At 66.7% G+C, this 17,944-nt stretch carries 28 protein-coding genes; 2 read left to right on the forward strand and 26 right to left on the reverse strand.

Translation table 11 applies throughout. The annotated features are described in order from the left end of the window. Nucleotides 1-254 precede the first annotated feature (254 nt). From AC3WTD_RS01120 to AC3WTD_RS01210, 19 genes are all read right to left on the reverse strand, one after another. Complete coding sequence (locus tag AC3WTD_RS01120; RefSeq protein WP_235645376.1) at nucleotides 255-530, reverse strand: hypothetical protein; 276 nt, start codon at nucleotides 528-530, stop codon at nucleotides 255-257. 314 nt (nucleotides 531-844) lie between these two features. Continuing rightward, the gene (locus tag AC3WTD_RS01125; protein ID WP_235645374.1) at nucleotides 845-1,168 is read right to left on the reverse strand and encodes a hypothetical protein; all 324 of its coding nucleotides are present in this window, start codon (nucleotides 1,166-1,168) and stop codon (nucleotides 845-847) included. A gap of 106 nt (nucleotides 1,169-1,274) precedes the next feature. Continuing rightward, complete coding sequence (locus AC3WTD_RS01130) at nucleotides 1,275-1,658, reverse strand: hypothetical protein (RefSeq protein WP_235645373.1); 384 nt, start codon at nucleotides 1,656-1,658, stop codon at nucleotides 1,275-1,277. 45 nt (nucleotides 1,659-1,703) lie between these two features. Continuing rightward, nucleotides 1,704-2,336: a hypothetical protein gene (locus AC3WTD_RS01135; protein ID WP_235645371.1), complete on the reverse strand. Its 633-nt coding sequence runs from the start codon at nucleotides 2,334-2,336 to the stop codon at nucleotides 1,704-1,706. A 115-nt stretch (nucleotides 2,337-2,451) separates the two neighbouring features. Continuing rightward, nucleotides 2,452-3,600 (reverse strand): AcrVA2 family anti-CRISPR protein, encoded by a 1,149-nt coding sequence (locus AC3WTD_RS01140; RefSeq protein WP_235645370.1) that lies wholly within the window; start codon nucleotides 3,598-3,600, stop codon nucleotides 2,452-2,454. A 96-nt stretch (nucleotides 3,601-3,696) separates the two neighbouring features. Next, nucleotides 3,697-4,299 (reverse strand): DUF262 domain-containing protein, encoded by a 603-nt coding sequence (locus tag AC3WTD_RS01145; RefSeq protein ID WP_235645369.1) that lies wholly within the window; start codon nucleotides 4,297-4,299, stop codon nucleotides 3,697-3,699. After that, on the reverse strand, nucleotides 4,296-4,526 hold the full coding sequence (locus tag AC3WTD_RS01150) for a hypothetical protein (RefSeq protein ID WP_235645367.1): 231 nt from the start codon (nucleotides 4,524-4,526) through the stop codon (nucleotides 4,296-4,298). The genes AC3WTD_RS01145 and AC3WTD_RS01150 overlap by 4 nt, the downstream gene beginning before the upstream one ends. Nucleotides 4,527-4,615: 89 nt before the next feature. Further along, on the reverse strand, nucleotides 4,616-4,912 hold the full coding sequence (locus AC3WTD_RS01155) for a hypothetical protein (RefSeq protein WP_235645366.1): 297 nt from the start codon (nucleotides 4,910-4,912) through the stop codon (nucleotides 4,616-4,618). Between the two features lie 186 nt (nucleotides 4,913-5,098). After that, the gene (locus tag AC3WTD_RS01160; RefSeq protein WP_235645365.1) at nucleotides 5,099-5,941 is read right to left on the reverse strand and encodes a hypothetical protein; all 843 of its coding nucleotides are present in this window, start codon (nucleotides 5,939-5,941) and stop codon (nucleotides 5,099-5,101) included. Nucleotides 5,942-6,016: 75 nt separating this feature from the next. After that, nucleotides 6,017-6,265 (reverse strand): hypothetical protein, encoded by a 249-nt coding sequence (locus AC3WTD_RS01165; RefSeq protein ID WP_235645364.1) that lies wholly within the window; start codon nucleotides 6,263-6,265, stop codon nucleotides 6,017-6,019. Between the two features lie 29 nt (nucleotides 6,266-6,294). Then, nucleotides 6,295-6,672 (reverse strand): hypothetical protein, encoded by a 378-nt coding sequence (locus AC3WTD_RS01170; RefSeq protein ID WP_235645363.1) that lies wholly within the window; start codon nucleotides 6,670-6,672, stop codon nucleotides 6,295-6,297. A 240-nt stretch (nucleotides 6,673-6,912) separates the two neighbouring features. Then, nucleotides 6,913-7,665 (reverse strand): A1S_2505 family phage non-structural protein, encoded by a 753-nt coding sequence (locus tag AC3WTD_RS01175; protein WP_235645362.1) that lies wholly within the window; start codon nucleotides 7,663-7,665, stop codon nucleotides 6,913-6,915. Next, a complete protein-coding gene (locus tag AC3WTD_RS01180; protein WP_235645361.1) occupies nucleotides 7,662-8,207 on the reverse strand; it encodes a hypothetical protein in 546 nt (181 codons plus the stop codon). Before AC3WTD_RS01180 ends, AC3WTD_RS01175 begins: the two co-directional genes overlap by 4 nt. A 467-nt stretch (nucleotides 8,208-8,674) precedes the next feature. After that, nucleotides 8,675-8,899: a hypothetical protein gene (locus AC3WTD_RS01185; protein ID WP_235645360.1), complete on the reverse strand. Its 225-nt coding sequence runs from the start codon at nucleotides 8,897-8,899 to the stop codon at nucleotides 8,675-8,677. Further along, the gene (locus AC3WTD_RS01190) at nucleotides 8,896-9,225 is read right to left on the reverse strand and encodes a hypothetical protein (RefSeq protein WP_235645359.1); all 330 of its coding nucleotides are present in this window, start codon (nucleotides 9,223-9,225) and stop codon (nucleotides 8,896-8,898) included. The genes AC3WTD_RS01185 and AC3WTD_RS01190 overlap by 4 nt, the downstream gene beginning before the upstream one ends. Nucleotides 9,226-9,305: 80 nt before the next feature. Further along, nucleotides 9,306-9,752 (reverse strand): hypothetical protein, encoded by a 447-nt coding sequence (locus tag AC3WTD_RS01195; RefSeq protein WP_492612766.1) that lies wholly within the window; start codon nucleotides 9,750-9,752, stop codon nucleotides 9,306-9,308. 164 nt (nucleotides 9,753-9,916) lie between these two features. Beyond that, entirely contained in the window at nucleotides 9,917-10,180 is a 264-nt protein-coding gene (locus AC3WTD_RS01200) for a hypothetical protein (protein WP_235645357.1), read from the reverse strand. A 36-nt stretch (nucleotides 10,181-10,216) separates the two neighbouring features. Next, a complete protein-coding gene (locus tag AC3WTD_RS01205; RefSeq protein WP_235645356.1) occupies nucleotides 10,217-10,423 on the reverse strand; it encodes a hypothetical protein in 207 nt (68 codons plus the stop codon). 68 nt (nucleotides 10,424-10,491) lie between these two features. Then, a complete protein-coding gene (locus AC3WTD_RS01210) occupies nucleotides 10,492-10,755 on the reverse strand; it encodes a hypothetical protein (protein ID WP_235645354.1) in 264 nt (87 codons plus the stop codon). A gap of 176 nt (nucleotides 10,756-10,931) precedes the next feature. On the opposite strand from AC3WTD_RS01210, the gene AC3WTD_RS01215 reads away from it, so the two are divergent. After that, nucleotides 10,932-11,525: an Xre family toxin-antitoxin system antitoxin gene (locus AC3WTD_RS01215; RefSeq protein ID WP_235645353.1), complete on the forward strand. Its 594-nt coding sequence runs from the start codon at nucleotides 10,932-10,934 to the stop codon at nucleotides 11,523-11,525. Further along, nucleotides 11,522-11,995, forward strand: coding sequence for an RES family NAD+ phosphorylase (locus AC3WTD_RS01220; protein ID WP_235645351.1), 474 nt, complete (start codon nucleotides 11,522-11,524; stop codon nucleotides 11,993-11,995). Before AC3WTD_RS01215 ends, AC3WTD_RS01220 begins: the two co-directional genes overlap by 4 nt. A gap of 414 nt (nucleotides 11,996-12,409) precedes the next feature. On the opposite strand, the gene AC3WTD_RS01225 is transcribed toward AC3WTD_RS01220, so the two are convergent. The 7 genes from AC3WTD_RS01225 to AC3WTD_RS01255 form a co-directional block, all read right to left on the reverse strand. Continuing rightward, on the reverse strand, nucleotides 12,410-13,660 hold the full coding sequence (locus AC3WTD_RS01225) for a site-specific DNA-methyltransferase (protein ID WP_235645350.1): 1,251 nt from the start codon (nucleotides 13,658-13,660) through the stop codon (nucleotides 12,410-12,412). 4 nt (nucleotides 13,661-13,664) lie between these two features. Beyond that, a complete protein-coding gene (locus tag AC3WTD_RS01230; protein WP_235645349.1) occupies nucleotides 13,665-14,360 on the reverse strand; it encodes a hypothetical protein in 696 nt (231 codons plus the stop codon). 120 nt (nucleotides 14,361-14,480) lie between these two features. Continuing rightward, entirely contained in the window at nucleotides 14,481-14,990 is a 510-nt protein-coding gene (locus AC3WTD_RS01235) for a hypothetical protein (RefSeq protein WP_235645347.1), read from the reverse strand. A gap of 135 nt (nucleotides 14,991-15,125) precedes the next feature. Continuing rightward, entirely contained in the window at nucleotides 15,126-15,569 is a 444-nt protein-coding gene (locus AC3WTD_RS01240; RefSeq protein ID WP_235645346.1) for a hypothetical protein, read from the reverse strand. A 524-nt stretch (nucleotides 15,570-16,093) separates the two neighbouring features. After that, nucleotides 16,094-16,540, reverse strand: coding sequence for a hypothetical protein (locus tag AC3WTD_RS01245; protein WP_235645345.1), 447 nt, complete (start codon nucleotides 16,538-16,540; stop codon nucleotides 16,094-16,096). Nucleotides 16,541-16,657: 117 nt separating this feature from the next. Beyond that, nucleotides 16,658-17,260: a hypothetical protein gene (locus AC3WTD_RS01250; protein ID WP_235645344.1), complete on the reverse strand. Its 603-nt coding sequence runs from the start codon at nucleotides 17,258-17,260 to the stop codon at nucleotides 16,658-16,660. Next, the gene (locus AC3WTD_RS01255; RefSeq protein WP_235645343.1) at nucleotides 17,260-17,928 is read right to left on the reverse strand and encodes a hypothetical protein; all 669 of its coding nucleotides are present in this window, start codon (nucleotides 17,926-17,928) and stop codon (nucleotides 17,260-17,262) included. Before AC3WTD_RS01255 ends, AC3WTD_RS01250 begins: the two co-directional genes overlap by 1 nt. Nucleotides 17,929-17,944 lie beyond the last annotated feature (16 nt).

Here is a 17,944-nt window from a genome sequence, read left to right on the forward strand (position 1 = left end):
TAGATAATGCTGATCACGATGCCGGCGTGCTGATCACGGGCTATTGGTTCGGGTGATCAACTTCATCGGTGTCCCCAATCAAGCTTGTAGTCGTGTTCATCGTCACAGCCGGGAGTGGACTACCAGCCACGGTAGATCGGTGCGCTCACCGCCGAACATCGGAACGGTTGCGTCGGTGGCTATGGTTTCGGCCGCCAAGAAAGGGAAAGCCCGCCGGATGGCGGGCTTTCGGTCGAGAGTGGAAAACAGGGCGATCAGCTGCACCCGCCGCAGGAACACCAGTTCTGCGGCGTGATCGGATCGCACGGGTTGGTGGGCTCGCCTTCGGCCCCGACCGCGTGGGCGCCGAACCCGAACCCGCTGAACGCGTGCCCGATGACCGGACGGACGCTGATCGGCTGGGCGAGGTAACTGGCCGTCGGTGCGATCATGCCGCTGGTGGAGATCGGCGTGGCGATGGTCGGCAGGGCCACCGCGGCACCGAGCGTAAGGGCAATGGCGAGGACGGCAGTGCGCAGGACGTTCTTCATGGCTTACTCCGTTGGCTGTCGCGAACGTGCGACGCAGCCAGTGAACCCCGGCACCGAGCCGTCGGAAGTTGCGCCACCTTCTGCCGCCGCTTTCGGTGACGGCCGAGTGCTGGGCCGCGCTGCCGTGTCCGGACTCGACTGAACTGCACCTAGCAGGCACAACGCCAGCGCTCGAAGAAAGACGCCCGCGTCGCTGTCGTCATCTGGCATGAGGTCGAACTCCACGCCACCCGGCCCGGTCAGATGGATCGCGTCAGGGTTGCTGACCCAGCGGGAGGCAGACCACCCCGCCGGCCAGCCGAACGATGCGCCGGTCAAGCGCGCACCGGCCACACCAGCGCCTTCAGGCACTCGTGCTCCACGCCCTTCAGCTTGGCCATGGCGAACGTGTCGACCTCTTCGATATACGCGTCCTCTTCCCACAGGCCGGTGGCCACGTTGATGGCGAACTCCTTCTCGAAGGAGACAGCCCAACGAATGCACGCCGCGGACACTTCGCGACTGTCTTCCGGCACCCACTCGAAGTAGCCGGCCCACGACGCCAGGTTCGCGACCGTCTCCAGTAGCCTCGTATTGGAGACGGCGCTCTCGGCATCGGCCGCTTGAGCTGCGATGGTGCTGTTCGTGGCGTAGGACATCGGGCGGCTCCGGTTCGGGAGCCTCATCATTACCCGGTGGCAGCGGAGTCGAAGATCTGCCCAAAACTCTGCACGGGCCGGCCGTGGTGCGACCGAGCCGGGATGCTCACGAGGCGCCGAGCTCGCGCAGCGTCTTCTCGGGCCACATGGCGCAGGCTGCCCCGAACACCATGTTCTCGATGGGCATGTCGCCTACCTCCGGTCGGGCGCTCTCCATCCCCCGCAACGTCCTGACAATGTTCGCGACCGTCTCCGCTGGCTCCGGGTCGCCGGGCGGCACGCACAGAGTTTGCCCCCCCATCGCCCGCGACTGCATCATGGCGAAGTAGGCCCCAAGAACGAAGATCACCTGATTGTCCTGACTGGTTGCCAGAAACTGGTTCAGCGTCACGCCGGATCTGATCTTCCGGGAGAGCTCTGCCTTGTCAGCGGCCTGCGCCGTCGCGACCACGACCAAGCTGATGACCAGTCCCACAATCCACTTCTTCATTTGCCGCTCCATTTTTCAGTGAGTACCTTCGTGTTTGCAGGGTGTTCATGGCAGGGGGCGTGGACACTGCACGAACCGAAAGCCCTGCTTGTGCAGCAGCGCTGCATAACTGTCGTCTTGGGACACGACCACCATCGGTCCGTGGAACACCGTCCCGTAGTGACGTAGCTGCCGGATCAGATCGCCACGCGATGGAAGTACCGACTTGGCCTCAATCAGCACGCCAAAGTGGCCCCCGATGCGCGGCCAGCTCACGCCGATCGCCAATGGGCCGGCACGGCGATGCTCCGCGATGTCCTGCTCCTGGACGTAGATCCTCGGGTAGGTCGCGCTGATGATGAGGTCTGCGAAGCAGACGCTGCGCTGGTAATGGCTCGGGCGATGCCTGTCATCGCGAAGTGGGCTCTCCCACACGCTTCCCTTGACGCGCGGGTCCTCCCTGGGCGTCGCTCGCATGAACGCTTCGACCTGCTCCATCGCGGCGGCCCGCGCGGCGGCCTCGATTCCCCACTCGATGTCGTCTGGGATCCACCCCCTGCCATAAAGCTCGGGAAACGCCCGGCTCATCACCAAGTCGGCATTGTCGTCGACCCACACCATGACGTCATCGTGTCCGGCGGTGGTGACCTCCTGATCCCAGAAGCCCTGCTGCTGCACTTTGTCCCGTGACTTCGCCATCGTGTCCTCCTGGCATCAGTTCGCCGTGGCGGAATGAGCCCGCCATCCTACATGGCGGGCCGATCGCTGAGGTCCGCGCGGGTCGCGGTGCATCAGCCGATCGGGAGGCCGCGGCCTATTGCGGGTGGTCGGAGGTTCCCATCACGTACACGTGTCCAGGCAGGTCAGTCGACATACCATCCCCTGCCCCGACGAGCACGGGCTTGATCCAGGTGCGGCGTCGAAGCGACATCCGCTCCCCGTATGCTTGTTGCCGCCAATGGCCGCGGCGCCAGTGCACCTTTCGATTGGTTCCGGTCGCCGTTGTCGTGGATGGACTTTCGACTTCAGCGCCCACGAGGTGGACGACGGCGTACCCCTCGGCCGACAGCGCGGATCGCTGCTTTATGCGCTGGCGCGGGTTGGACGCGGCCCACTTGGCGACCAGCGTCGGCGGCGTATCACGTCCCGGCCCTGCCGGTGGAAGGTGGTCACGCAGGCTCTCCAGGTAGAAGAGGGCATTGACGACCAGGCTGGCGGCCTGGCGTAACGTGTCAGCGGCCTCCAGGTCCGCTTCGCGCACGTAGCTCATCATCGCTTGATAGGCGTCGGTCGCCCCGTGCGCGGCTTGGTGGGCTGCGTGCCGCCTGGCCAGTGCCGCCTCGATCGCTTGGTCGACCGGCAGAATGCGCTCCTCGGGTCGCAGATCGAAGAAGAGGCCCGGGTACATCACGCCGGTCCCGTCTTCATGGACCGTCGAGAAGCCCATCTTGATCCGCTCGCCACCGTCAGTTCCCCAGGGCGTCAGGGCGACGAATACGCCGTCCATGTACTCGTACGTTCCCTCCTGCGAGTCGAACTCCTGTCGGACGTCCAACAGCTTGCCGAAGTGGATGTAGATGCACGGATAGGGGAAATGGATGTCCTCGAGAGTGCACTCGCCTGTGTCGGTGTGGCGAAGCAACTCGGTCAGGGCCTCGTGCAGGTCGAATATCTGGCGGCCGCATAACTCGTACTGGCCGACGAGGGGCACCCAATCACTGTAGCTGAACTGCTTCGCGAAGATGGGTCCGATGGCATCCGGTGGGATCTCACCGCTTCGATAGCCCTGCATCACCAGCTCGACCTGCGGGGTGATGAGGTCGCGCTCAATGATGTGGTGGAGGGAGGCGCTGATCCGCCCGTCGGCCACAAGCTGTCCGGACTGGGCCACCGCCCGCGCGAACTGGAAGTACGACTGGCGTCGCAGGCGGATCGGCGCGTAGGGGGACGACTCATCTTCCACGGGGCAGATCTCCGCTGAGGGGATGCGTTCCAGAAGCTACCCGTCCTCGGACTGGCGCGCCAGCCTCTGGAGGTTATGGCCCAGTCTCCGGCGTCGTCAGGGGACAGCCTGAGTCGGGCGACGTACCTCAAGAAGAGCGGCACGCACACGCTCCAGTTCCTCCCGGCTGTGAGGCGTACCGCCGGCGTTCAAATCCAAATAATGCTGGAGAAGGTCGGCGCGCCACTGGAAGGTGTAGACCATCACCCGGAAGCGGAACTGCGAGGAGGCACCCGCCACGCGGAAAGGCGACCCCTTGAGCTGATCGACGTGCAATCCAAATGGCCGAACCGCGCCGGCGATGAAGCGCCGCACCGCGGTCAAGCGCTGCAAGCCGTCCATGCACTGCACGGTCGGGTCGAGGTCACCCACCGGATCGCTCTCCCACGCCGGCGCATTAAAGCGGATCGCGAATCCGGCCTGGTCGATGACACCACGCAGTGCGTTCTCGATGAACGCCTGTTGTTGGGATTCGGTCCAGACGTGCCCGCGCTGAAAGTCCGGGTTCAGCTCCACCGCCGCTCCGGAACCCTCCGCCAGCCACACGAGCATGCGTTCCACCAACGACCACGAGTAGTCCACCGCGTAAGAGGCAACGGACAAGGGGCGAATGCGCGCAACGAGTTCGTCCGGGGAGATCGGCGCCTGCGAGCTGCTCATCGCTTGTCGTCCGTCGACTCACCCATGACTCGGGGGCACGACCCGTGGACCAGCGCGACACGGCCGGGAAACTGCTCCGCCAACGCGGCGAAGGCGGCCAGCTGATGCTCGATCGGGCCGTCGCAGGACGGCCACCCGGCCGCATTCAGCCGATCATGATTGGCCACGAACTGACAGTCGCAGATGGGCGTGCCGTCGATGGTGAAATGGGCAACGTTCTTGGCCATGGGTTCTCCTGGCGGTGACGGGTGGCGAAGGCCATCATGTCGCTTCGTTGCCGGGGTGGAAGATCGGGCCAGAAGGGATAGAGGTGACCTCAGAGGCACACCGTATGCCTGGCTTCGTTGGCCGCGAGCTGATCGTCGAGACTGATGCCGGCGACGATCTGCAGCACGTCAGCCCACAACGCACGCGCCTGCACGCCATGCACCCCGTACTCCTCGGCGAGCATGTCCTTAATCTCGGACGCCTGGGCGTTGGACAGGACCATCGGCACCGCGACGCGACCGTCTGGGGGCGTCTGTGCGGCGCTCGCTTCCCGGATGATGCTCGACGAGTTGCGTTCGCTGGGCGGCGTCTCGTCGATGGTGCTAAGCGCAACGTTGTGTTTCATTGCAATCATCCTGGGCGGTCATTGGCGGAGCACGATGATCGTGCCGCGACGTCGGCGACGCGAAAGGTCGGGCAACATTTCACGCAGTCGCGACCACGCGCACAGCCAGTGCCGCGTCCCGTGCAGTCACGATCATGTCTCGCGTCCCTGGCGAGTTCCCGTGCCAAGCGCCTGGCACATCCGAACCTACAGGATGACGCGTATCCCGCGTTCCACCATCGGTGCGCTGCTGGCCACCCAGGTGCGGCGCATGCGCTGGCGGGTCCGCCCCCAGGCAGCCGGCGAGGCCACGGCTGCGAGCGCGCGCAGTGCATGACGCCAGCTGCAATGCGAAACGGGGAGCGGCTCGAGCTCGCGCAGCCAGAGGAGCAGGACCCTCGTGGCTCGGTCGATCTCCCGAGGGGTCAGCGGATGCCAGCGAACCCCTTGCAGGTGCCTGGTCGCATGTCGCACCAGGTGCTCCATGACCGCCGGCGTGACGTCCGGTGACGCCACGCGTATGGTCCGCACACCGCAGGCCTGCAGTCGGTCACGGTGGCCGGCGATCGCGTTGAAGGCCAGGGCGACGTTGCTCACCCGTTCCGGCAGGCGCTGCCGGAAAAGCGTCAGGCAGCCGTCGGTTCGGCGGACGTGCAGACTTATTTCCGTGGCGGACTCGCGCAGGAAGGTGACGGCGTACGTCGCGTTGATCCGGGCGCGGTGATGCCCCGCGGGGGATTCGACGGGAACGACCAGCCAGTGGAAAAGCGGCACGACCATCGCGACGAACATGACCTGCATGACGATGTCCAGTGTGAGACGCTCCGCCGAGCCAGGCACGTTCCCGCCCGTGCCTCTCACCAGGATCGCCACGCACGTGAGCGCCCCTGTCGCGATCGCCAGCAGGCAAAGCCTCGTCGGTATCCAGCGCAGCCAACCATAAGCTCGCCACCGCGACGGCGCGCTGTGGCGGGTACGTGTCACGAATACCCAGCGGGCGAGGTACAACATCAGCGCGGCGTCCACGCCGAGCATGAGGGGGCGAAGCATGTCCTGTGTTTCCTTCTCGGTCCCTTCTGAGATCGGCACCGACTACCGTCGGCTTGAACGGTGCCGGTCGCGCGGTCAGGCTGCCAGCGGTAGCCCGCTGGCTAACGCCATCATGAGCTCGCGAATTTTTACGCTGGGCCAGCCCGGCCGCCCGTCGTAGAGGCACTCGAAAATGCACTCCTCCCCGATACCTGCCGCCAGCGCGTCGCGGATCGCACAGGCCTGGCCGACCAGCTCGTCGCGCCGGGCGTCATCGGGGACGTTGCCCAGTGGCAGGTGTGTCGCATCGGCCAGCAGCCGTTGCAGCGGGTTGTCATAGATCATTGCGCGCTCCTTCCTTTCCTTCGCGTGAACTAGGCCGCGACCGACTGCTCGTAAGCGGCCACCTGCCGGCACACTGCGGCCGCAACGTCTCGTTTACGCCGCCACGTATCTTCGGCTGATGGATCAAACCCCAGCCGCTTCGTGTCGCGATCCGACAAGGCGAACATGTAGCGCACCCGCCCGTCCAGGCGCGAACAGCTCACGAACCAGCTGTCGAACCTGTCGAACCGGATGTAGGCGAAGGGTTCCCCGTCGAGCCCATACAGGCGCACGCCGCAGCGGTCGCGTTTGTAGCAGCCGGCCACAACCTGGCCGGTCGTGCGGGCGTGACGCAGTGCCTCGGCGCTGGTGACGTAGATCTGTCCGTTGATGGTCAGCGACAGCGCGACGGGAGCGGCGGTGGACACAGGGGAGATTCTCGATGGCGAGGGCATCGAAAGAATCCCCCCTCGGCGACTGGAGCAAAGACCGCCCAGGTTCTGCCGGCCCCCGGCTCAGCCAACCGTGCTGTGCCGCATTGGTGCTATAGGTGGCCGGCGCCACGCCATCGCACGCACCGCTGGCCAGATTGCTCCGCTCGCGTCTTGATGGGGCGGGCTAGATGTCCCGGGCCGCGGCGTCGGCGATGCGAAAGGTCGGCCCCCATTTCACGAGGTTGCGACCACGCGCACGGCCAGTGCCGCGTCGCGTGCGGTCTCGATCATGTCTCGTGTCCCTGGCGAGGTCCCGTCCCAGAACGCGACCAGGTGCGATGCGGCCCACGCCATGTCCCGGTTGCGGAGCATCCCTGCCGGTCGACCGTGGCGATCCCAGGCGGCCGGGAAGCGATGCACCGGCCATTGGTGCGCCTTGGCGTAGCGCTCTCCCATGCGGTCGGCACCGCGCGCCGTGCCGCTGACGACGTGCACGCCATCGCGCAGGCCACCCAGAAGGAGGTCGAGCTTGGATACCAGCAGGGCATAGTCGCGAAAGTCTCGAGAGCCGGCGATGATGACGCGCGCCAGGCGTGTCCTCCCCAGCAGTCGGTCCCAGACAAACGGAAGCCGGCAGTTGGTCGGCGCATCGGCGAACGCCGGCGCGATCTGCTCGTCTTGGAATCCAGCCAGGCCGCAGCCCACACGCGTCACCTTGAAGGTTGTGTCCGCTCGCGACGACGCGACATCCTTGAACCGCTCGATGGCCGCGAGCACCTGCGCCAGCGGCAGCGACTGCAGCGCCGCATCCTTGGTCGGCAGGGCGTAGGCCCGGCCGGTCAAACCCTCGCCGACACCGGGTACCGCCCCATGCCAACGCCGCGCGTCGGCCGCCGCACCGCGCCCGTGTCGTCCGGCGAGGTTGGAGCCAAACACCATGACCACGCCGGGATGGTCACCCGTCTCGCGACGTGCGGCAGTGTTCATGTCGCCGGCAGAGCCTTGCGAATGGGCGTCTTCTGCATCGCGTTCATCCGAGCCAGCATCTGCGCCAGCTCCGCCTCCCGCTCCGGGGTCAGCTCCGGGAGCTGGCTCGGCGGCGCCTCGCTGGCGAAGAGCCCATTGACCTGCACGAAGGCCTTGAACGTCACCTCCAGCTCCCTCTCCCATGCCGTTCGGATCACGGCAAAGGCGAAGGTGGCCTGGGCGTACTGCGAGCGCGTGAGCATGAAGGCCACATGCTTGCGTGACCTGCCACGCCGGTACTGCCGCACGTCCGACGTGTTGGCCACCATGGCGACCACCTGGCGCAGCAGCCTGGCGTCGAGTGACCCGGTCACCTCGAACTTGCACAACCCCACGGATCCGCCGTCATCGGCGGTGATGTCGTCCATCGACAGGCCGTGATGGCGCAGAAGCTTGTCCAGGTGTGTCCTGGCGTTCTCGCGCTCGCCCGCCTCTCCGCGTTCGGCCAGCGCGAGGATCTTGCGCAGCCGCCGCACGACGCCTTCGGTCGATGGGTCAAGCATCGGGACGATCACTGGGCAACGGGCCCAGCTCCACGGCGTCAGCGCGCGTCTCTGGCACGATGCGCACCGCTCCCATGTCGGCGAGCGTCACGGTCTTCGCTGGGCGAGCACGGGCGTCCCATTCGGCGACGAACGCGGGGCACTCTGTGCAAACGCCCTCGCCCGCCGAGCGATCGAGCCGCAGCCAACCGCATGGCTCACCCGTCAGCTCGTTGACGCACGCGCTGACGTCCGTGCAGCCACACCCCACACAGGTCGCGATCGCATGCCGTAGGCACGGGACGATGTGGCTTTCGGGTTCCGGATAGGACACAGCAACCTCCTCAGCGTGCTGACGGGCACTCGGTCCATGCGACCGACGTGGCTGTTGACGGTACTGGCGTATCGCCTCGTGGCGACGCCAAAACGCACGGGTTGCTGCTGGGTCTTTCATGGGCCGCCGCAGGCCGTCGGTGCGCTCGAAGCGGTCACGCCGCCACGTGGTGCGCCGTTCGCTGGAACTCCTTCTCGGCCATCTTGCCGGCGTAGTAGCCGCGGTCGACGGGGACGTAATGCACGGCCCTGCCGCGCCCAGCCTTCGCGATCGCGCGCACGCACACCTTTTCGCTCCAGTCGCCGTGATCGAGGACGTAGGTCTCCCCGATGGCGATCGCGTCCTCGCCGCTCGCCGCGGCCTGCGCAGCGTTGCTCATGCCACTGCCCCGGCGATCAGCTCGGTTGCCAACGCTTCGGCCTCGGCGTCGGAGAGATCGCCGTCCGCGATCATGCGTTCGGCGAGCATCTCGCCGAACGGTTCGGCGACCTCGTAATAGAACATGCCGCCGAACTCCCTGCCTGCGGCCAGCCGGTCCATCATTGGGGCATGGCGAATCAGGGTTTCCATGAACTCAACCTCGGCGCGATCGACCAACCGTCCGGGGCTCCCTTGGGGAACGGTCAATGCAGCGGCGGCGCCCATCGCGATGTACGCAAGGGTCAGCGGGTCCGTGGTGGTGGTGGTGGTGGGCGAAGCGGTCATGTCGGCTACTCATGTCGGCGGGTTGACCACCATCTTGAGGGCCAGAGCCACGCGCAAAACATCAGGACGTTTCGGCAGCGCTAGCCGACGAGCCGGCGCGCCCGGCCCAACGCCACGGCCCTTGCCTCCTCGCTACGCAGTACGGCGGCCGGGAGTTCGGCGCGCCCTATTACGCGGATGCGTGCGATCTCAGCGAGACAACCGGCGATGCCGCGCCCGGAGACGTGGGTCGCCTCTTCGCGCAGGCACCACCGGAAGCGCACGCCGTCGCGCTGGTACGCCGCGTCGTAGAGCAGCTCGTCGAGGAAGTCGTCCCACTCTGGCCCGGGCTTGGGCGGGTCGGCCGGGCGAAGCCACCCCGTGCACCGGTACTTGGCGCCGTTGTAGGTGAACACGGTGCCGACGGCCGGCGCGAGGCGTTTCCCACGCCCGGCGATGCGTTCAGGCGGGAGGCGCGCCTCCTGCCAATGCGCGTCCGTGGTGGACGGATCAGCGCGCGTCACGCCGTCGCCGGAGTTGTTGGTCATGGTTGGTCCGTGGTCGTGGAAGGCCACCATCGTCAGCCGCTGCGCGCCGCGTCGAAGTTGGCGCCGCTTCTTCGTACCAATAGTCCTGGGCAACCGCGCCACCGCCTCGCGCTACACCCTTCGGCTGCCTATTACATGCCCGACTTCGGCCGGCCGGGCCGCGCCTACCTGAGGGCGAGCAAAGCGCCTTCATGGATGGCGAAGGTCGCCTGGGTCTTCCCGCCGCCGACCAGCGACCACACCTCGGCACCGGGCTTGCCCGGGACCCGCGCGTTGACGCACAACACGCCGGTGTAACTGGTGCGCTGGGTGCTGAACGTGGCCAGCGCGGTGTTCCCGTCTTGGATTGGCCCATCCACAGTGAAGGCGCGGCCCTTGATGGTCAGGTCCGTGCCGTTGGTGGCGATGTAGGCGGCGAGCTGAGTCATTCGCTACTTCTCCATAGTGGTGCTAGTGGCGCGCGGCTACTCGCGCTTCAGGTTCACGTACCCGGTCAGGGTGTACGTATCCACCCACGACGCATCGCATTCGTTGCAGTAGACCTCCTGCGTTGCGCGGCCGCTCTCGACTTCGACTCCATCGCCGGTGATGTCGGTGCTTCCGCAGCAGGGGCAGTGTGCGCCGCGGTCGGTGGCGTAGTCGGTTGGGGTCTTGGGGGTCTGTTCTTCCATTTCATCTCCTTGGGTCAGCTTGAGGGGGGCACGCTGCGCACGGCCAGGTCGCTATGGCGGCTGGCGTCCTAGTCGCAGCGCCAGCGCCCCGCAGGGATGAACTCGTCCGCGATACCCATGGCTTCGTATCGACGGTACCGAGCCAGCTCAAGGATCTCCACGCCGCCGACGCGGGTGGACCGCGGCGACGCGGGCAGTGCAGGCGGCAGCACGCGCTTGGGGAGCGGTGGGACGCTGTGCATGCGTGCCAGCGCGGCACTTCGAATACCTGGCGCCGCCACATACCCCAGTGCGAGGGCGGAGATCACTGTTGCAATGCTGAGGACGTCCATGGGATGGCTCGGTTGGCCTGTATGCCCTCATTTTGTCCGAGCGGCTCCGACTTCGAAGATCGCGCACCTATCTGAAGCCGATGCCGTCGGTGGCGCCCCCTTCCCGGCCGGCGAGCTGCACGCTGTTCACTTGAGCTGTGCTAGTGTCTCATTTGAGCCATACCGGAACGCAAGCAATGACCGAAGCCAACCGCCGCCCTCCGAAGTACCGCAAGACCCCTGCGACCGGACAGTTTGTCGCTACGCCTGTCGCGGTCGGACGCCACGCTGAAAAGGTACATGGGGTCAAGGAACTCCGGCTGCTCGGCGCTGCGGGTACCTTCCGCAAGTCACCTGCATCGGGTCTGCACTACCGGGCAATTTTCGAGTCCTCACTCGACGAGCGCGTCTGCATCGCCAAGGCTGGCCTGATGCCGCTGACCGTCAAGACCCTTTCCAGCGACATGAAAATGGACCAGAACAAAGTGGCCCTCATCCTCGGTGTGCCACGGGCAACGCTCAACAGGAAGCTGAAGGCTCGCCAGCGCCTCGATGTCCCTGTGAGCGAACGGGTGCTCGGCCTGGTGCGTCTGGTGGGTCAAGTCAAGAAGATGGTGGAGGAGAGCGGCAACCCCGAAGGCTTTGACGCCCCCACGTGGGTGGGCGAGTGGCTCGAACGGCCCCTCCCCGCGCTCGGAGGCCGAAAGCCTGGCGAGTTCATGGACACGGCATCCGGACAGGAGCTGGTGTCCAACCTGCTCGCCCAGACGCAGGCCGGCGTCTACGCATGAGCGTGCCTCTATGGCGCATCGGTTCGGACACTCCCGACTACACCGCAGATGACATCAGCGGCGCGGGGGCCAAGAAGACAGGAGGTCGGTGGAATCGCCCTGGGACACCTGTCGTGTACGCCTCGCCAAGCATCGCCCTGGCTTGCCTGGAGACGATCGTTCACCTGGGTGCCTCCAGCCTCCCCTTGAACCGCTTTCTCGTCCGCCTCGATGTGCCCGATGCCGTCTGGAAGAAGCGCATAACGCTCGACCCGCCGGTCGGGTGGGAGGCCGAGCCCGCCGGTGCGGTGTCGCTCACCGCTGGCGACCAATGGTTGTCGAGCATGGACTCGGCCCTGCTCCTGGTGCCGTCGGTCATCATTCCGGAAGAGTTCAACGTGCTGGTGAATCCGCTGCATGCCGGAGCCCGGAGGATCGTGGTGACCAAGCTGCGGCAGTTCCGCTACGACACGCGCCTCATGGGCAAGTAGTCGGAATCGCTCCCCGAGGCGGCGGTATCGCCCTCGCCACCACCTGTCCGCTGGCGACTACAGATGCACCGGAAGGCGGCCGGCATGACCGACGGCGAACACAGGCCGCCTCCTGCGCCGTGATGGCCACGTTCCCCTGCAGCATGTGAGTGTATCCGCGTGCATGCTGCAGTTCCTGCCAGGAGGCCATCGGCGCCGTCAATGGCTGCACCCGGCCGGCCGCGCCGTTGGGCGGCATGACCTCCCCGTCGAAGCGAACCACGACCTGGCCCGCCTCCCGGGTCACACGCAAGACCGAGTCGGCAGATGTTCGTCTCTCGATCAACACCACCGCGTCCGTGCTCGCCACCGACTTCTGTCGACTGCTGTTCATCTGTTGCCCTGCTGTTGTTGTGCCCGGGTGGTCCGTGGGTGTCAGGCGGCGCGCGGCCACCGCTCGACGGCGGCGGGCATCTCGAACCCTTTGGCGTCACGGAACCGCTCGGCCCCGGCACGAAGGTAATCGAGGACCCGATCGGCGACCAGCCAGCGCCGGCCAGCACGTTCGGCGGCCAGGCCGGTGGTGCCCTTTCCGCCAAAAGGATCCAGCACGAGCTGGCCCGGCTGCGTGAGGTAGCGGATCAGGAAGTCGGCGACCGACGTGGGCATGACCGCGCCATGCGAAGCCACACCCAGCCGCTCGGCGTCGCGTCGCGTGGCGATGGCATCTGCACAGCGATGACCACGCATCAGCACGTTCTTCGGGATGCGCCCGGCCGTCTCGCGACCAAAGGCACCGGCCCGACGACGGTAGGCGCCGTCGGAGTGGTTGACCGCCCGCGCGGTACCGCCGGCGGCGATCAGTTGCAGATGCTTATCCGTGTGCGGCTCAAGGACTCGGCGATTGTCCGCATAGGACGCAAGCGGGTCGTTGCACATCAGCACGATCGGTTCGTAGCCTACGTTGAGGTGAATGCGTTCCTTCGAGGCCCAGGCGATCGGACCAGGCGCCTTGCTCAGGTTGACCCAAGGCATGCGATCCATCAGGTGCAAGCCGCAGCGATCCTCCAGGGCGATGATGACGCGCTCGATGTACGTCGAGCGGGCCGGGCTGCCCGGCTCGAAGACGTCGTTGGAGAAGTTGAGGGCCAGCGATGCACCCCGGGCGAGCGTGCGCACCAGCGGCTCGATGGAGCGCACGATGAAGTCCACGTAGTCGGACAGTGGCACGTTGCCGTAAGCCCGCGGCTTGCGAAGCGGGAATGGCGGCGAGGTCAGCAGGAGGTGTACCGGTTCGTCGAGTCGCGTGACGACATCGGTGTTGTCGCCCCAGATCGCGACACCCAGGTCGGTGGAGAACGCCACCAGCTTCACCGGCACAGCCGGCACGTGCAGGCCCTTGCGCGTGCGTTCCACCAGCTCCCATACACCTCGCTCACCTTCCACGCGGCGCAGCACGCCCATGTGCTTGAGGGTCTGCGTGTGCCAGCGAATCGCGCGCTCAACGCGACTGTGCAGTTGGCCAGCCTGTCCGATCGGTGCCCGCGCCCTGCGGGCGGCCTCGCTGATGCCGGCGCGCTCGGCGACCACGCGATACAGGGTCGTGTTGTCCAGCCGGCCTTCGTCGCTGTCGGCATAGGCGGACGCGACGTGCGCGAAGAGCGGGTGGGCGATCGCGCTGTCCATGGCGCTACGCCGCCCGGGCCGTGCCGTTGACGATCACGGTCGGGCTACGCTGCGGGGACGGCTCGCCTGCCAGCCGCGCAGCCGGGATGGTCGCTGCGTACCGCTTGGGCGAACCGCGCTTGGTCAGGTTGAGCGTGACGGCTCCGGACTCGGGATGCACCGACTGCACGATCGCTGTGCTGTAGGTGGTCCCGGCCACGCGGACGTTGCGCAGTCGCATGCCGACCTTCAATCGCATCGAGGCGATGGCGGCGGCAGACGCCGCATGGGCGCGATCGGCCTCCACCACGTGGCGGAAGTGGTAAATCTCCATGCCGACCATCCTGTCGACCACGGCACCGAACGTGGGTACGTCGTTCCAGCCGTCGGTACGACCGTGCACCTCGCCGAAGCCGTCATGGATGAGGGTCAGGTACCACTCGCCCCCGGTGGGCTTGGCGCGCCGCACCAGCGCCCACGCGCCTCGCCCGGCTGCCGCCAGCGTCTCCTTCAGACGACCTACCTGCTCCTTCTGGACGTCCAGCGCGATGCCGGCAGCCTGCATCAGGTCGGGGAAGCGATGCTCCGTCACCGGGAGAGCCGCATCCCACGCCGGGCGGCACGAGCGTGCGAACTCGTCCTGGTAGAACACCTTCGCATCCAGGGTCTGCTCGACGACGGCGCGCAAGGCGGTCTGGGAAAGAAGCTGGGCGGTGGTCATGGCGGTCTCCGGCGTGGGGTAGTCGGAGAACAGATTGAATGAGGCCAGCGTCCCTCGAAGATGGGAGCGATTCCGCGACGTTGGCCACGGCGTCGCGGCGCAGCGCCCCGTGCCGACGTGCTACTGAGGCTCGGCGGCGTGCTTCTCGAACAGCGCCCTGCCTTCCGCCTCGGGCAACTCGTTCAGGATGACCACGTCCGGCCCGTGCTCGCGGCGCAGCGCCTCGCCCATCGCGGCGAGGTACGGGCGCGGCAGCGTGAAGAGACCCTCCCCGGTCAGGAAGAGGCAGTGCACCTTCATGTGCCGCTTGAACTGCCGGTCGATGTCGCGCCGGGCCAGCTCGTCGGCGACCAGCACGTCGAGGTAGCTGTCGAGCGAGGTGTGGTTGTGGGTCTTGCTGTCGTAGGTCCACGTCTGGGTGAGGGCGAACTCGCGCGCCCGGTCCAGCAGCTGGCGAACCTTTGGGTCGGAACTGACCGGGGTCACGTTGGTCGACGCACCGAAACCGCGGTTCTCCAGTTGGGCCACGCGAACGCCGTCGACGTACAGGGTGGCCACGAAGCAGATCGTCTCCTCGGACATCTGCTTGAGCTCGCGCAGGCTCTTGAACTGGAAAGTGGGGGCGGACATGCGGCGCTCCGATGGCGGGAATGGACCACCACCATGCGGCCGGCTGCTCGGCCCGAAACATCGAGCACTTCCAGCAGGCGGGTGGGTTCCGTGCCGCCGGCCGTTGGTCCGGTGACGACGCCTCCACCCGCCGATTCAGGTCCGGTCCTGTGCGAGGAAGGCTTTGGCTGAGTTGCGATCCACCACGTCCACCTCGCCGATGAACTGCTCCACCAGGTCGACCACTGCGAGCAACTCGCCCAGCTTGAGGGGACGAAGGCGATAGCCAAGGCCGCCGGCGTCGGCGCCCTGCCCTTCGCCACGTTCCGCCGCGTGCTGCAGCTTCACCGGGAGGATGAGCGCAAGGTCCGGTTCGGACAGATCGGTTGCAGCCACCAGCTTCGCGAGCAGCACCAGCTCCGCCGGGGTCAACTCGAGGCGACGCGGCAGCGCCTCCCTGACCAGGACGTTGTAGCGGGCGACCACGCGATCCAGTCGCTTGGAGATTGTCTTCGCCGGTACGCGCCCGCTCTGGAGCAGCTCGCCCACGTGAGGGCGGATGTAGATCGACGTGCGGTTGTCACTCGCGGTGGTAGCCATGGACGTTCTCACCAGTTGGTGCGCGTAAGGTACTCGGTTACTCATACCTTTGCGCGGCAGGCACTCGCGTGCGCCCGAGGCGTACTCGGCGGCACCAAACAGCGGCGGCCACGCAAATGAGTGCTCTTTTCCTTTCCTTCCAATCACTTAGTGTGGCTGGCGCAACGGGTCGCTTGGCGACATGCGAAACACGCCTCGCCCGTGAAACATTGCGGCGAATGTTCCACGGCTCTTTTTCCTTTCTCACATCAATCGGTTGCGTGCGTGCGCGCGAAAATGTTCCACGGCGACCCTATTTCAGCAGCCCACTGGCTTGGCGTAGACCCAGTTCGGCGTGGCGTGAACCACGATCCAACGGTGACCCTCCCACGCAAAGCCGTCACCGGACACCGCCTTGCCGCGCGTCTCGGTTCGCGTGAATTGCCCGCAGTCGTGCCACGGGTTCGCACTGTCGACGCACCGGCGCTGGCGGGAGCCGTCCGGGTTGCGCGGGCAGCTGCAGACGTATTCGGCGGGCGCTGGCGTCACTCCCACGCGTCGTCGTCCCAGCTGACGATCTCGACGTCGCCGGCGATCACGCCCAGCACGACCAGATCGTCGACCGAATCCTCCCAGTCCGAGGCGGTCTCGGCCAGAGCGAGCTGCTCGGCTTCCGCCGGCGAGGCCGCGTCGTGCGACGAGACGTGCGTCGTTCCTCGTCCATCGGCCTGGCGCACGAACACCGTGTAGGTGGCCAGAGAAGGAACCACAGGCAGCTCGCGGTCGTCGATCCCAACGTCGGCGTCGCAGTCGTCGCAATGGCCGCTCTTGTCGTAGATGGTGGTGATGCACCACTCCTGCGCGTCGACGTCCCAGCGTACCGCCGCCTCCATGACGACATTCGTGCCGCCGCATTCGGCGCAGACCTTCTCCACGCGGGGTTCAGAGGGGGATGCGGCCGTAGCGGTCGCGGTGGGTTCGGTGGCGGTCATGGCGCGCTGCTCGTGGTGAGGAGGCCTCGACTATCGCCCCGATGCCAGGCGATCAAAGTTCAGGCAAAAAAGAAGGCCGGTTGCCCGGCCCGACTATCGACTCCCCTGCCCTGCCGCTCAGGCGACCCGGCGCTGTCCGCTGGCGACGATCCGTTGTCCCGTCTCGCAACGGGAGAGATAGGGACACTTGCGGCACGCGCCCGGAGTGGACGGCCCGCACGCTTTCACCTGCCCGCGCACCACGGCGAAATAGCGCGCATGCAGGTTGGCCAGCTCCTCATCACCCAGCAGCTCCACCCGCTCGTACCTCACCGTGCCCTGGCAGACCAGCCGAATCCAACCGCAGGGGGCCACGGGCGCATCCGCTCCCGGCACGCGCCCATGCCGCAGCACCGCCGCCTGGACGGACAGCTCGATCTGGTCGTATCCGTACACCGCCCGCCGGCCGCGCCGCTTCGTGTCGACCGGATACAGGAGGCCGTCCGTACCCATGAATACCTGGTCGAACCGCGCCCCGAAACGACGCGGGACCTCCGTGCGGTGGTAGGTCTCCGACAGGATCAGCCGCCCGCCGGCGATCATGGCCGGCATGGCAGAACGCTCCTGCCGCTCGTACACGGCCTGACTGCTCTCCCGGCCGGCCCGGCGCGCCACGTCCGCCCGGTAGAGCAGATAAGCGGCGGCCAGGCCAAGCAGGAAGAGGACATCGAGCCAGGACATCAGCCCTCCTCGCTTGGGATCGCCGCGTCCCATCCAGACGGGAGGTTGCTCACGACCCAGTGCGTGCGCTGTGCCGACTCCGATTCCCACGTCACGTCCGCGTCCGCAAGCGACTTGCCGTCCATGCCGGTGATCGCGCCCAGCCGGGCGAGCCACGCTGCGCGGCGCTCCTGGACGTAGGCGTGCAGCCAGTGGGCGGTCTTGTGGAGACGATCGAACCCGGTCCCGTACAGCAGGCCGTTGGTCTCCCAGGCCGCCGAAAGGGCCGCGTCGGTGAGTGCCCGGCCGATCAGGGCGGCGTTGGCGTGCACGCCCAGGACGTACTGCGCCTTCTCGCGAACCATGTCGACGTCGCCCAGCGCAGCCAGCCTCCAGCCGGTCTCCTTCCGGCTCTGGTCCGTTTCCCCACGGATGGCGAGGATCTGCGCCTGCAGGGACTTCACGGTCGCGCGGCCCGCGTCCGCTGCCGACAGGACGAACTCGCCCGCCAGATCGACCTGCGCCTGGGTCTCGGTCGCCGAGAGACGGTTCCTCGCGTCCATGAGCGCCCCGTGGACGTGCCGGTAGTGACGCTCGGCACGATCCTGCTCCTCGAAGAGGACCAGGTCCCGGGTATCGGTCATTTCCACACGCAGCTTCACAGCAGTCAGCTCGTTCTCGATGGCCATCGTCGATTCCTCCTTG

This window comes from Rhodanobacter sp. FW106-PBR-R2A-1-15, from assembly GCF_058789735.1.